This window comes from Kroppenstedtia sanguinis (assembly GCF_050433445.1).
Classification (GTDB): domain Bacteria; phylum Bacillota; class Bacilli; order Thermoactinomycetales; family DSM-45169; genus Kroppenstedtia; species Kroppenstedtia sanguinis.
On record NZ_JBNPXF010000007.1, the window covers coordinates 130541 to 145737 of the forward strand.

The following is a 15197-nucleotide window of genomic DNA, read 5'->3' on the forward strand; positions in this document are numbered from 1 at the left end:
ACTCCCTCCGTAGGATGTAAAAAAGCCAGCCCGCCGGCTGGCAGTTATCATATCACATATTGCGACGGTATTCACCGCCGACTGCAAATAGGGCATCTGTGATCTGCCCCAGACTGGCATAACGAACGGTATGCATCAGTTCCGCAAACAGATTGCCATTCTCTTGAGCCGTCTGTCTCAGCCGGTGGAGAGCCGTCTCCGCCGCTTCCCGATGAGTATTTTGAAATTTGCGCAGGTTTTGGATCTGAGCCTGTTTTTCTTCAGGAGCGGCCCGGGTCAGCTCCACTTCCGGTTCGCTCTCTCCCCCTTCTTTGAGAAAGGTGTTCACCCCGATGATTGGCAGTTCCCCGGAGTGTTTCTTAGTCTCGTAATAGAGGGATTCCTCCTGGATCTTCCCCCGTTGATACTGAGTTTCCATCGCCCCTAGAACGCCTCCCCGATCGCTAATGCGGTCAAATTCTGCCAATACCGCCTCCTCCACCAAGTCTGTCAACTCTTCGATGATGAAGGAACCTTGCAGGGGGTTTTCATTCTTGGCGAGACCCAACTCCTTGGTGATGATCATCTGAATCGCCATCGCCCGTCGCACCGATTCCTCCGTCGGTGTCGTGATGGCTTCGTCATAAGCGTTGGTGTGGAGGGAATTGCACTGGTCATAGATCGCCATCAACGCTTGCAGTGTGGTCCGGATATCGTTGAAATCGATTTCTTGAGCGTGCAGACTGCGACCCGAGGTTTGAATGTGATATTTTAACTTTTGGCTCCGTTCACTAGCTCCATAAAGCTTTTTCATCACCACCGCCCAAATGCGACGGGCCACCCGGCCGATCACAGAGTACTCCGCATCCAGTCCGTTGCTGAAAAAGAAAGAGAGGTTGGGAGCAAACCGATCGATGTCCATGCCCCGGGAGAGATAATACTCTACATAGGTGAAGGCATTGGCCAGTGTGAAAGCCAGCTGGGAGATCGGATTAGCCCCTGCCTCGGCGATATGGTAACCGCTGATGCTGACCGAATAGTAGTTGCGCACCTGGTGGGCAATAAAATATTCCTGGATGTCCCCCATCATCTTCAGCGCAAACTCAGTGGAGAAGATACAGGTGTTTTGTCCCTGGTCTTCTTTCAAAATATCCGCCTGTACCGTCCCTCGAACCGAGGATAGGGCTTGGGCCTGAATCGCTGCCTGTTCTTCCGGTTGGGGTTCTCTCCCCTTCTCTTCCCGTAACTTGTCAATCTGCTGATCGATAGCCGTATTGAGAAACATGGCGAGCAAGATCGGAGCCGGGCCGTTGATCGTCATAGAGACACTAGTGTTAGGAGCACATAAGTCAAAACCGGCATACAGCTTTTTCATATCCTCCAAAGTGCAGACACTCACCCCGCTCTCGCCAATCTTACCATAGATATCCGGCCGTTCATCAGGGTCCCGTCCATAGAGCGTCACCGAATCAAAGGCAGTGGACAGCCGCTTGGCTGGTTCCCCTTCAGAAAGGTAATGGAAACGGCGATTGGTCCGTTCCGGGGTCCCTTCACCGGCAAACATCCGCTTGGGATCTTCATCCGCCCGTTTGAAGGGAAACACTCCTGCGGTGAAGGGGAATCGGCCTGGTACGTTCTCCATCATCCCCCACCGCACCAGCTCCCCCCGGTCCTCATACTTGGGTAGGGATACTTTGGGAATCGGGGTTCCAGACAGGGTTTCCGTGAACAGGGGGGTACGGATCTCCCGATCCCGGATGGTCACGATATATTCATCCTGCCGATAGGATTCCTTCAGTTTAGGCCATTCTGCGAGGAATTGTTTCGTGTCAGGATCTATGCGGGCTTCCACTTCTCTCTGAACCCGGTGCAATTTCTCCACAACGGCTTCATCCGCCTCTTGGTACTCTGTCAGAGTTTCCAAGGTTCCTTCCAACTGATGGACCCTCCGCGCCAACTGACTCTGCTCTTCTACGTGCTGCCGGTATTTTCGCACGGTATTGGAGATATCCCTCAGGTAATGACTTCGCTCTGGTGGGATGATGTGACCCTCTCCCTGCTGGTCTACGTCCGTCTCCCCCCTGGACTCCCAATCTAACGACAGCTTCTCCCGCAACCGATCCATCAGTTCCTGGTAAAACCGGTTGACGCCAGGATCGTTAAACCGGCTCGCCATGGTTCCATAGACGGGGATCTCCTCATCTGGAGCATCAAAGAGTTCATGGTTGCGCCGATACTGTTTTTTTACGTCCCGCAGAGCGTCTTTGGAGCCTTTGCGATCAAATTTGTTGATCACGACCAGATCCGCATAATCCAACATCTCGATCTTCTCCAACTGAGAAGGCGCCCCGAATTCGGAGGTCATCACATAGACAGACAGGTCACTAACCTCGATCACATCGGCATCTCCCTGACCGATCCCGCTGGTCTCCAGGATAATAAGGCCAAAACCAGATCCCTTCAAAACAGCTAGCGCTTCTTGTGTCGCCCCGGAGAGTTCCGATCGATTTTTCCGGGTGGCCAGACTCCGCATGTATACCCGAGGATGGTGCACGGAATTCATGCGGATCCGGTCTCCCAACAGTCCTCCGCCGGTTTTCTGCTTGGAGGGGTCGATGGAGAGGACGGCTACCTTTTGCTCAGGAAAGTCCGCCAGAAACCGCCGCACCAGCTCATCGGTTAAAGAACTCTTACCTGCGCCCCCGGTACCGGTAAGCCCGATCACGGGCACCTGCGGTTCCAGAACCTCTCCTTTTTCTGGAGTGGATGTTTGCTGCACTGAGGTATTTCCAGCGGATTGCTCCACAGCCTGCTCCGCTAGAGTGATCAGGCGTGCAACCGCCCGATCATCCCCCTGTCTCGCCGCCTCCTGCTCCCAGGATGCTTCTTCCACTGTGGGAAAATCACAGACTTCCAACATATGGTTGATAATCCCCTGCAATCCCATGTTTCGCCCGTCTTCCGGAGAAAACACTTTCACTACGCCGTAGTCTTCCAATTCCCGGATTTCCCGGGGGACGATCACTCCGCCTCCTCCAGCGAACACTCGGATGTGACCGGCTCCTTTTTCCTGGAGTCGATCGATCATATATTTGAAAAATTCCATGTGCCCTCCCTGATAGGAGGAGACAGCAATCCCCTGAACATCTTCCTGGATGGCAGCATCGACGATCAGGTCGACAGACCGGTCGTGCCCCAGATGAATCACCTCTACACCGCTCGCCTGCAATAGCCGGCGGTACAAATTGATCGCAGCATCGTGGCCATCGAAGAGACTGGCCGCCGTCACAAACCGGATGGGATTTCGTGGTTGATACACCTTTGTCGACATGTCACTTCCCCCCCGTATTTGGGTTGATACATTGGTTAAGCAACAGGGCCGTCTGGTGGCGGGTGTACTCTTCCAAGGTGTAAAGCTTCTTTAAGGACCACCTGCGAAATGTCCACATTTCGCCCAAAACCATGATGTTGTGGGCCATTAGCTTCACCACCGAGGAATCCAAAGTCAAGGTTTTGTCCCGGATGCCCTTTTGCAAAACCTCTTCAAACAAGGATGTGATCTCTTCCTCTTTTTTTAAGACGTAGGACATGGCCTCTCCCGGCAATGATTTGGTCTCCTGGTAAATGAGAAGGACATCATCGCTCATTTCGTCCATCACGCGAAAATGTTGGGCGATGGCCTCCATGAGCCCTTCCCGGCCGGTTCCCGCTTCCGCAAGGGCGGATTTCAGCCGGGATTCCAATTCGGTATGGATATAGTCACATACCAGGTATAGAACATCCTCTTTACTCTGAATATATTCATACATCGTGCCAATCGAGAGCCCGCACTCCCGGGCGATTTCGCGGGTAGTGGTTTTGTGAAACCCTTTTCTGACGAAAAGATCACAGGCCCCCCGGATCATCTGTTGCCGACGTTTTTCCACCAGTTGACGGTTTTTGACTACAGAAGGAATCCTCTTCGGGTCCCGGCTCATATTTCGCCTCCTTCCGACCACCCCGAGCAAGCGGCAGTCCAGCTATTTTCCAACCTTCTGGCGGAGATGTGCATCGGCTTCCCATCTTCCTGGAAAGCAGGTCATTCTTTCAGCAAATGATTGGCGATGACCACCCGTTGAATTTCATTGGTCCCTTCGTAGATCTGAGTGATTTTGGCATCTCTCATGAAGCGCTCCACCGGATATTCTCGGGTATAACCGTAACCACCGAAGACCTGAACTGCTTCCGTGGTCACCTGCATCGCCGCATCACCGGCATACAATTTGGCCATGGCTGAAGCTTTTCCATAGGGAAGCCCCTGACTTTCCAACCAAGCCGCCTGATAAGTCAGAAGCCGGGCCGCTTCGATCTGGGTGGCCATATCCGCCAGCTTGAACTGAATCCCTTGCAATTTTCCGATGGGCTTGCCAAACTGTTTGCGTTCCTTGGCATAAGCGGTGGCGGCATCCAACGCTCCCTGGGCGATTCCCACAGCTTGCGCGGCAATGCCGTTACGACCCCCGTCCAGAGTCATCATGGCGATCTTAAAGCCCTGCCCTTCTTCTCCGAGGCGATTCTCCACCGGAATGCGGCAGTCTTCAAAGATGATCTCTGTGGTGGGAGAGGAACGGATCCCCAGTTTCTGCTCCTTCTTGCCGATGGAAAAGCCAGGAGCCCCCTTTTCCACGATAAAGGCGGTAACCCCATGATGTTTCTTCTCCGGTTCGGTTACGGCAAAGACTATATAGATCTCCGCTTCTCCGCCGTTGGTGATAAAGATCTTATTGCCGTTGAGAATATAAGCATCCCCGTCCCGCACCGCTGTCGTCCGCATCCCCGCCGCATCCGATCCCGAACCCGGTTCAGTGAGGCCGTATGCGCCCAACTGAGTTCCTTCCGCCAGTGGGCGCAGAAAACGCTCTTTCTGTTCGGGGTTGCCAAATTTGTAAATCGGCCAGCTGGCCAGAGACAGATGGGCTGACAAGGTCACCCCGGTGGAGGCACACACTCGGGATAGTTCCTCCACAGCGATCACATAACTGAGAAAATCGGAATCCACGCCCCCCACTTCTTCCGGCCACGGAATCCCCGTCATTCCCAACTGGCCCATCTGATCGAAGATCGAACGATCAAAGCGTTCCTGCTCATCCCGTTCCGATGCGGTAGGAGCCACTTCTTTCTCTGCAAATTCCCGGACCATCTTCCGCATCATTTCATGTTCCTCATTCAAGCGGAACTGCATAAAGGTCATCCTCCCTTTTTCTCTGTGAATGATTTTTGGATGAAATGGATGATAGCGGTCTACAGAATGGAAATTTTGAAAACAGCACAGTCGTAGGAGAGTGGGGTTTTCCGCAAAAGTTCTCGGAAAATCCCCTCCGATCCTTATTCATCGCAATAAAAAAGTATCAGTCCTTCAGCAACTCCCCGCCAACCACGAGCCGCTGAATTTCATTGGTTCCTTCATAGATCTGAGTAATCTTGGCATCCCGGAACAATCGTTCCACGGGATACTCCCGACTGTAGCCATACCCACCGAATATCTGAACCGCTTCGATGGCCGCCTTCATCGCAGTATCCGAGGCAAATCGCTTGGCCATGGAAGACTCTTTTCGACAGGGACGGCCTTCCTGATACAGAGTAGCCGCCTGGTGAATCAGGAGGCGGGAGGCCTCCACTTCGGTGGCGATCTCCGCCAGCTTAAACTGGATCCCCTGCAACTTCCCGATCGGTTTTCCGAACTGATGGCGCTCCTTCGCATAAGCGGTCGCCGCTTCCAGAGCCGATGTTGCAATCCCCAAAGCTTGTGCACCGATGCCAATCCGGCCACCTGACAGATTGGACAGAGCGATCTCATAGCCCTGCCCCTCACGACCCAGGCGGTTTTCTACCGGAACTTCCGCCGACTCCAAGATCAGTTCACAGGTGTTGGAACCACCCAACCCCATCTTTTTCTCTTTTTTGCCGACCCTCAATCCAGGAGTCCCCTTTTCCAGAATAAAGGCGGAGATTCCTTTGGAGCCTTGATCCCGATCAGTGACGGCAAAGGTGACATAGGTATTGGCAGCCCCGGCGTTGGTAATGAAAGTCTTGCTCCCATCCAGGATGTACCGGTCTCCTTTTCTCACCGCCCGGGTCCGAATGGCGGAGGCATCAGAGCCTGCATGGGGCTCCGTCAAAGCGAAGGCACCCAGATACTCCCCTCGAGTCAGCCGGGGTACATACTTTTGCTTCTGCTCCTCTGTTCCATAACGAAGGATGGGGAAGGTCCCTACAGAGGTGTGAACCGCCAGGATCACCCCTACAGCCGCACTCACTTTAGAGATTTCTTCCAGAGCGAGAACGTAGCTGACAAAGTCAGCCCCTGCCCCTCCCCATTTTTCCGGAACCGGGATGCCCATCAACCCCAGTTCCCCCATCTTCTGAACCAATTCCCCTGGGAACTGGTCTTGGCCGTCCATCGAAGGAATACAGGGGGGGATCTCAGTACGGGCGAAATCCCGTACCATTTTTCGCATCATTTCCTGTTCCTCCGTAAACCGAAGATCCATGATTCAACCTCCTACAACCTCTGGGGGTTACGATTCATAGGTGTAAAAGCCCCGCCCTGTTTTCCGACCAAGCCAGCCTGCCTTCACATACTTCCGCAACAAGGGACAGGGGCGATACTTGGAGTCCCCGAAACCCTCGTAAAGGGTCTCCATGATATATAGGCAGGTATCCAACCCGATAAAATCCGCCAGGGTGAGAGGACCCATAGGATGATTCATCCCCAGCTTCATCACCTGATCCACCGCTTCCGGCTCGGCCACCCCCTCATAGACGGTGTAAATCGCCTCATTGATCATCGGCATCAGGATGCGGTTGGAGACAAAACCGGGGTAATCGTTGACTTCCACCGGAGTTTTCCCCATCTGCCGAGCCAGTTGTTCCACCTGAGCAAATACTTCATCGGCAGTGGCCAAGCCCCGGATCACTTCTACCAGTTTCATCACTGGTACGGGATTCATAAAGTGCATCCCGATCACGCGCTCCGGCCGACGGGTGACTGCGGCGATCTCGGTGATGGGCAGGGAAGAAGTGTTGGTGGCGAGAATTCCTTGAGCAGGAACCATCGAATCCAACTTTCGGAACAGATCAGTTTTTACTTCCATATTCTCAATTGCGGCTTCCACCACGATATCTGCATCGGTTGCCGCCTCTTCCAGGTTGGAAGTGACTCGGATCCGTCCTAAAACCTCCGCCTTCTCCGTTTCACTCATCCTCCCCTTCTCTACGTTCCGGGAAAGATTCTTCTTAATCCCCTTCAGTCCCCTTTGGACAAACTCTTCCTTCAGATCGTGCAGGCAGACTTCCAGTCCGGACTGGGCTGCCGTCTGGGCGATCCCGCTCCCCATCTGCCCCGCACCGATAACGGTGAATTGTCGGATGTTCAAAGCGCATCTCCTTCCTGTGGGTTGTCATGATTCCGCAGGAGGCGAAAGCCCCCTGCAGAAAGAATCATCTCGATAATATTTAATTTTTACTCAGGATATTTTAGGTGGGGAGATCGTGTTCACCCACGCGACCGTTGCCATCCAGCAAGGAGTAATGACTGACCGCTCCGCATCTGACCATCGGGCAGGGGCAAAGCCTTACGGAAGCAACACAAGAAGAATGTAACCCCTAAACGCCCTCTCGTAAGACTTCTCCGCTGGGCAGGATGGCTTCCTTACCATCGAGATTGTAGTGCCTGTGGCGCTACCTTAATTTCAGATTGTAGTGCCTGTGGCACAAAGGTCGCTTTGCCAGCACACGACTCCCTTCCACCGCCGATTTTCTGGTTAACCAACAGCCCTGATCTTAAAGCAAAGATCAGATCGATCAGGGGAAGCTAGGTCACCTCTGGTCTCATCCTAGTGCCCCTTCAGGCAACTTTGATCTTGTTTTTCAGCAAGGCGGGGGCGGGATGGTGGGGCGGCTCCGATCTCTTGCAAAGAGCGCAAAGGCTCTTCGCCTCCCCACCATCCCATCCCATCTGTGATTTTCCACACAATGTTAGCTGAGGAGGCACTAGAAGCATGGGCCGATTTGTATCTCTTGGACGGTCTGGATGGAGGTTTCATATTTCAGCGTCAAAGTTTTGACGAGCCAAAGACGCTCCATATAAAACTCCACCCTCCCTGTGACGACTCTTTTTAGGGAGCCATCCTTCGGCCCCGGCTTCAATCCACCCGGATTAAAACCGCGTCCCCCTGGGCGGCACCACTGCAAATGCCCGCAATTCCCAATCCACCCCCGCGCCGTTGCAGTTCGTAAATCAGGGTGAGAAGAATCCGAGCACCACTAGCTCCCAGGGGATGTCCCAGTGCGATCGCACCTCCGTTCACATTCACCTTCTGTTCGTCCCAACCGAGGATCTTCCCATTGGCCAAGGCGACGGCGGCAAAGGCCTCATTCACTTCAAACCGGTCGATCTGATCCAGAGTGAGATCATGCTTCTTCAGGAGCTTTTGGATGGCATAAGCCGGAGTGATGGGAAAATAGCGGGCTTCCATTCCCACTGCCGCATGCCCGAGGATGCGAGCGACTGGACGGGTCCCCAGTTCTTCCGCCTTGTCGCTGGAAGCGATCACCAAGGCACAAGCCCCATCATTCACTCCGGGAGCATTCCCCGCAGTAACTGTTCCGTCTTTGACGAACACGGGTTTCAGGCCTGCCAGTTTCTCCAGAGTCGTGTCCCGTCGGGGAGCTTCATCGGTATCCACACAGGACTCCCCTTTGCGCCCCCTCACCTGCACCGGTACGATCTCTTCCGCCAGCTTGCCGGAGTCGATGGCCGCGATCGCCCGTTGATGGCTGCGCAGCGCCCATCGGTCCTGCTGTTCCCGGGAGACCTCGTATTCGGCGGCCACATGGCTCCCGTGCACGATCATGTGCACACCATCAAAGGCGCACCAGAGGCCGTCATGAACCATGAGATCCACTACATTTCCGTCTCCCATTCGTTGCCCCCAGCGGTTGCCGGGAAGCAAGTAGGGGGCGTTGGACATGCTTTCCATTCCACCAGCCACGATCAAATCAGCATCTCCCGAACGGATGATCTGGTCAGCCAAGGTGGCACTCCGCATTCCCGAGGCGCAAACTTTATTGATCGTTTCCGTCTCTACTTCCCAGGAGAGTTCCGCTTTTCTTGCTGCTTGGCGGGAAGGGACCTGGCCTTGTCCTCCTTGCAATACCATACCCATGATGACTTCCTCCACCGCTTCATCTGGAACTCCTGAGCGATCCAGAGCCCCCCGGATGGCGATCCCCCCCAAATCCACTGCAGACACCTCCTTCAAGGCACCGCCAAAGCGACCAAAGGGGGTGCGGGCACCTCCAAGCACAACGGTTTCTTTCATGCAGACACCTCCATGAAATTAGATCATCCAACTGAGCGCTCGTTCGGAATGGATCTATAAAAGCGCTTCCAATATCAAGATTACTCTGTTTCTTCCCCCTTCGCAATGCTCTTTTGCATTGGAAAAGAAGGAAAAAAGGGCACCCCGCCTGTAGCAGGATGCCTGAAATCCCAGGATCGCTCGCTTCTCTTCCATAGCCCCAGCTCTCTTACGCAGGATCTGGGGGTTCCGAGTCGTCAGGGATGGGGCCTGAAGCAGCAGAGGAGAAAGCTTCTCCCGGATCTTCCCTGGAAGTCTCGGTATCCCCGTCGTTTTCTGTGGGAGGTTCCTCTGGCTCTCCCTTGTGGATTTCCCCTTCCTCCTCTTCGGGGTCCGTCCCTGCCTCCACGTCCTCCCCTGTCGTGACGGGTTCTCTTTCTTCCTTAGGTTGATCCCCACCTCCGGCACTGGATCCCTGGGTACCACCAACTGTAGACTTCCCTTGATCTGACGGATCCACTTTCCCAGTCCCTTTCTCCACCTGCTGCGGATCCAGCTGATCTGAGGGTCGATCCGGTTGGGTGGGCACATCCCCTGGAAAACCCTGGGGAGTTTGAGGGATGGTTCGTTTCACCACCTTCGCATCCGGGGTGCTGAAGATCCACACCGTGACAGAGCCTTCATCCAGTTCCATCCGGATCAGGATGGGTTCTTTGAGATTATTCAAAAAGCGGAAGTCAGGTTGATCCCAGGACACGGTTGCATCCCGACCGGCAGGGACATAAGTGTCTTGCTTCGCATATGAAAAACGATAGATGATTTCCATCCCCGCCGCGTCCACACTGTTAAACAGAGTGGAGGAGATTTGGGATACCCCGCCGCCCACTCCTTCGCTAAACTCACCAGAGACCCGGGATTCGACAGGCATAAATCCTCGCTCCCGGGAGCGTTCTCCCACCGCTTGATTAAAAGAAAAAACCTCACCAGGATTGAGCACCTTCCGATCTAACAACTTAGCTGACAAACGGATATTATGTACGCGAGCCTGATTCTCTCCATTGAAGTAGGTCGTATAGGAACCGATCGATTTCCGATCCACCTGTCTCAGATCCCTTGAAGTAACCTGCGGCTTTGCTGTTTTCATCGGAACAGGCAGAGGTTTATTCAAGCCCTGCGGAAGCGTGGTCAGCTGCTGGTGGATGGCGGATTTGTCCATGACCCAACCCTTTCTCGCCGGGTGGATCGACTCACCCCAACGTTGCACCCGGGCGTTTTGCGGAGGTTGATCCACCTCTTTTTCAATCTGACTCAGCCAGGCATCTAGCTTCTTCTTGTTTATCGTTTGCGGATCCTTTCCATCGAAACCCAATTCATTCACATCGATCGACCACTGACGGTTTCCCTTTTGCAGGATCAGTCGATCCTTTTCCATCCAGCCTCCAGGAAACCCTGTCCAGGCAAGAAAACCGAGAATCAACAACACCGCCAATCCCAGGAGAAACCCCCTCCTCCTTTGGATCAAACCTTTTTTCAGAGATTCGGGTTCTGGATCGGTGTCTTCCCCATCGGAGTCGACATCGGGTGGGTCAGGTTGCCTGTAGAAGGTTGGGGATCCCCGAACCTCTTCTGCCACCTCTCCCTCTGATCCCCCGAAGTCCTCCACTGGTGGAATAGAAAGCCTTTGCTTGAGAAGAGCCTCATAAGCCTCACGCACTTCCCGGAAATGGGCCTCCGCGTCGGGAGAAGGATTTACATCGGGATGGTATTTTCGGATCAGCCGCCGGTAAGCTTGCTTGATCTCCTGTGAGGTGGACTCCGGATGGACTCCCAGGATGGAATAGTAATCTTTCATATCAAATGCTCCTTTGATCGAAATGCGGGAGCCCCTTTCCTGTCATCAATGGGGGATACCGTAACCGATAGCATTACGCTTAAAATCTATCATATGGTTTTGATTAATTTTTTGCAATTTGAAAAAAGGATTATTTCCCTTAAAAAATTAACCCTGAGGGATCCCCCCAGGGAATTGGCTTGCCTATTTATTTCAAAGCATTGTGATTGCCAGGGCTGTTGATTAACCAGAAAATGGGTAGCGGAAGGGAGTCGTGTGCTACAAAAGCGACCTTTGTGCCACAGGCACTACAATTTGAAGTTAAGGATGCGCCACAGGCACTACAATCCAAAGGTGCTGAAGCTCTAGATGAAGGTTGCGCCACAGGCACAACAATCCAAAGGTGCTGAAGCTCTAGATGAAGGTTGCACCACAGGCACTACAATCTCGATAGCAGGTTGCCATCCTACCCAGCGGAGAATCTGGAGGGAGGGCGTTTAGGGGCAACCTCTTCCCTGTGTTGCTTCCGTAAGGCTTTGCCCCTGCCCGATGGTCAGATTTGGAGCGGCCAGTTTTTCACTTCCTTGCCGGATGGCAACGGTCGCGTGGGTGAACACGATCTCCCCATCCAAAATAGGGCGAATCAACACGCCTGTGTGATTGCATCAATCTTGGCCGGTCGAGATGGGGCTACACTTTGAGGTGCCCAAGCACTTACGACCCCAAGTCACTCGATATGAAACCATGGAATCCCTCTCAACCGATCAGTGGACGCCTTCGGTTACCGGAGCTGGCTGTTCCTCAAAATCCACCGACATCGCCAACACCTCGGCCACATCCATGGTTTTTACGTTCTCCTCCATTTCTTTCGCTTTGGTGCCATCACTCATCATCGTCAGACAATAGGGGCAGGCACTTCCAATCAAGGTGGGATCGACAGCGAGAGCTTGTTCTGTCCGGGCGGTGTTGACCCGAACCCCTGACTGCTCCTCCAGCCACATCATCCCACCCCCAGCACCGCAACACATCCCATTCTCCCGGTTCCGCTCCATTTCCACGAGCTCCACTCCCGGGATCGACTGGAAGATCAAACGGGGGGCATCGTACTCGTCATTGTACCGGCCCAGGTAACAAGAGTCATGATACGTGACCCTCTCCTTCACTTCCTTCACCGGTTGCAGACGCCCTTCTCTGAGTAATTTCGCCAACAGCTGCGTATGGTGATATACTTCCACCCCTTCCAGACCAAAGTCGGGATATTCGTTTTTAAACACATTATAGGCATGGGGATCAGCAGTCACAATTTTTTTCACATTATATTTTTGGAACTGGGCAATGTTATCCATCGCCAGTTGCTGGAACAAAAACTCATTTCCCATCCGACGGGCGGTATCTCCCGAGTTTTTCTCCTTTTTACCCAACATGGCAAATTGGACTCCCGCATGATTGAGCAACTTCACGAGAGAATGAATCACCTTTTGGCTCCGGTTGTCGTAGGAACCCATGGAACCGACAAAGAGCAGATATTCAAACTCTTTCTGTTCCTTCACCGTGGGAGCCGCGATGCCTTCCCCAAGCTCCTCCCGCCATTTCTCCCGATCCTTTTTGCTCAACCCCCAAGGATTTCCCTGGCGCTCAATGTTTTGGAAGGTACGGGTGGCTTCCGCTGGCATCTTCCCTTGGGTCATCACGAGGTGGCGTCGCATGTCGATAATTTTACCTACGTGCTCATTGGAGACGGGACAGGCATCTTCACAATTGCGGCAGGTGGTGCAGGCCCACAACTCTTCTTCTGTGATGACATCCCCGATCAACTCTACGGGATACCCGTAGCCTCCATCCTCTTCCCGAGTCACGGCCACCTCCGTGGCGGCATTAGGTCCGCTGAAGGCATAAGCCGGCATCCAGGGACTCTTGGAGGTGATAGCCGCCCCTTTCTCCGTCAGATGATCCCGCATCTTGACCAAAAGATCCATCGGGGAAAGCATCTTTCCCGTTCCGGTAGCAGGACAGACATTGGTACAACGACCACACTCCACACAGGCATAAAGATCGATCAGGTCCTTTTGGTCAAACTCCTCGATTTTGTTGACGCCATACTCCGTCAAGGATTCGTCTTCAAAATCGATGGGTTTCAACTTGCCTGGCGGCGTCTGGCGCTTGAGAAACCAGTTGATTGGGGCTACCAGCAAGTGAAAGTGTTTCGATTGGGGCACATAGACCAGAAAAGCCAACACATCCAAGGTGTGTATCCACCAAAAAATATAGAACATCACGGCTGCCGCCGACGGTGTCATCCAGGAGAATGCTAAGGCGATCACAGATGAGACCGGTGTCGCCCAGGTCGGCAACGGCTCCGACAAACCCCAGTAATGCTCAAAAGCGGCGGAAAAGAGGATGGAGGTCATCAAAACGGTCAAAAAGATAACCACCAAGCTAGCTTTAAAACCGCGTTTGAGGCGGGGCAACTTCTCGATAAATCGCCGATAGAAGGAATACAGGGTGGCCAAGAGCACGGTGAAGACCGTAATCTCTTGGATCAACGTAAACACCGGATAGGCTGGCAAGGGTAAATGCTTTCCGGGGAACAATCCCTTGATAAATAGATCCAAGGCTCCAAACTGGATAATGATAAAACCGTAAAACAGGATGACGTGCATCATTCCGCTTTTAGGATCTTTCATCAGTTTCTTCTGACCGAAAACATAGACCCAAAGCTGATGCATCCGAAACTTCATATCAGCGGAGAAATCCGCCGGTTTTCCCAGTCGAACATACATGTAGCGGGAATAGACCACTTTGGCAAACAGGTAAAAAGCATACCCAAACACCGCGAGAAACGCGATCAAGTTGAGGATCTCCAACAAGGACATGTCCATCCACTCCTTTGCACGAAAATGGTCACGGGGAGGAATATTCGTACAGTTGACAACGGTTACAAATCTCGAATGACAAGATTGTGATAATAAATGGACGGTAGAAACAATACACTACACTATTGCTCAATATTGCTTGTCGTTCAGGGCTGTTGATGAACCATCAAGTGGATGATGGGAAGGAAACGACCCTTTCACTCTTCCCCTTGCCCCCATCGTAAAATATGGTTTGAGGGGACGGGGACGGATCCGATCTCTTGCCAAGAGCGCATAGCGAGACCCGGGAGCGGAAAGCGACCCTGGCGAGACTTGTGCCCTATGGGTGCAAAGGCTCTTCACCGTCCCACCCTCCCCACCTGATTTCCTTCCTGAAATATGGCTCATCAACACGTCTGCTTGAATGCTCTTTTTTCTTGTGTCCATTGTAGCATAAAATGAGTGGTCATTCATTCATTTTTTCTCTCCGCTTCATTCTTCGTGTCTCATGTTACCCAGTGGCAGGAGATCTGTCGAGACACTCCGTCGCTGTACAATCTCTTGTCTTGCACGATTCAAACCCACAACATTAACTCCATACCAGATATAAAGATAACCCCGCCATTAAAAGGTGGGGTATACTTACGAAAAAGTATCATGAAGTTACTACTACTTCTGTCTCTGTAGTGAATGGTTTAAAAACTCTGTTTTTTATTTGATTAAGATTTCGGTGATTCCAGAGGGTTGGTGCAACATTGACTCGTTGTACTCAACGCAAAGGTTTACCGGTATTGTCAACGCTAGTGCCCCCTCAGAAAACATTGTGTGGAAAATCACAGAAAGGTAAGGATGGTGGGGATTTGATTCGCCTTTGCGCTCTTTGCCTCCCCACCATCCTGCCTCCGCCTTGCTGAAAAACAAGATCAAAGTTGCCTGAAGGGGCATCATATGAAATTCGATCTAATTCCTGTCTCAAAATCTCTTTCTCATCATTGCTTAATTTGAAAACATACTGCCTGTCATAAAATTTCCCCTACTGGGATTTTTTCTGTACATAGCTATTATACAAACTCTACATAATTTATCAATAATTATATTTTATCAGGCGTGTTGATTAGCCATATTTTGGGTGGGGAGATCGTGTTCACCCACGCGACCGTTGCCATCCGGCAAGGAAGTGAAAACTGGCCGCTC

At 52.6% G+C, this 15197-nt stretch carries 8 protein-coding genes; all 8 read right to left on the reverse strand.

The features are described 5' to 3' along the window. Positions 1-52: 52 nt before the first annotated feature. The 8 genes from icmF to JOD24_RS06465 all read right to left on the reverse strand — a co-directional run bounded on the left by icmF (position 53) and on the right by JOD24_RS06465 (position 14024). A complete protein-coding gene (gene icmF / locus JOD24_RS06430; RefSeq protein WP_429246549.1) occupies positions 53-3310 on the reverse strand; it encodes a fused isobutyryl-CoA mutase/GTPase IcmF in 3258 nt (1085 codons plus the stop codon). Between the two features lies 1 nt (position 3311). After that, the gene (locus tag JOD24_RS06435) at positions 3312-3956 is read right to left on the reverse strand and encodes a TetR/AcrR family transcriptional regulator (RefSeq protein ID WP_429246550.1); all 645 of its coding nucleotides are present in this window, start codon (positions 3954-3956) and stop codon (positions 3312-3314) included. A gap of 101 nt (positions 3957-4057) precedes the next feature. After that, a complete protein-coding gene (locus JOD24_RS06440) occupies positions 4058-5200 on the reverse strand; it encodes an acyl-CoA dehydrogenase (protein ID WP_429246551.1) in 1143 nt (380 codons plus the stop codon). A 166-nt stretch (positions 5201-5366) separates the two neighbouring features. Further along, positions 5367-6509 (reverse strand): acyl-CoA dehydrogenase, encoded by a 1143-nt coding sequence (locus JOD24_RS06445; RefSeq protein ID WP_429246552.1) that lies wholly within the window; start codon positions 6507-6509, stop codon positions 5367-5369. A gap of 27 nt (positions 6510-6536) precedes the next feature. Beyond that, positions 6537-7394: a 3-hydroxybutyryl-CoA dehydrogenase gene (locus JOD24_RS06450; protein ID WP_429246553.1), complete on the reverse strand. Its 858-nt coding sequence runs from the start codon at positions 7392-7394 to the stop codon at positions 6537-6539. 768 nt (positions 7395-8162) lie between these two features. Next, on the reverse strand, positions 8163-9341 hold the full coding sequence (locus JOD24_RS06455; protein WP_429246554.1) for an acetyl-CoA C-acetyltransferase: 1179 nt from the start codon (positions 9339-9341) through the stop codon (positions 8163-8165). Positions 9342-9549: 208 nt separating this feature from the next. Then, a complete protein-coding gene (locus JOD24_RS06460) occupies positions 9550-11172 on the reverse strand; it encodes a VanW family protein (protein WP_429246555.1) in 1623 nt (540 codons plus the stop codon). Positions 11173-11915: 743 nt separating this feature from the next. Next, positions 11916-14024 (reverse strand): heterodisulfide reductase-related iron-sulfur binding cluster, encoded by a 2109-nt coding sequence (locus JOD24_RS06465; RefSeq protein WP_429246556.1) that lies wholly within the window; start codon positions 14022-14024, stop codon positions 11916-11918. Positions 14025-15197: the final 1173 nt, after the last annotated feature.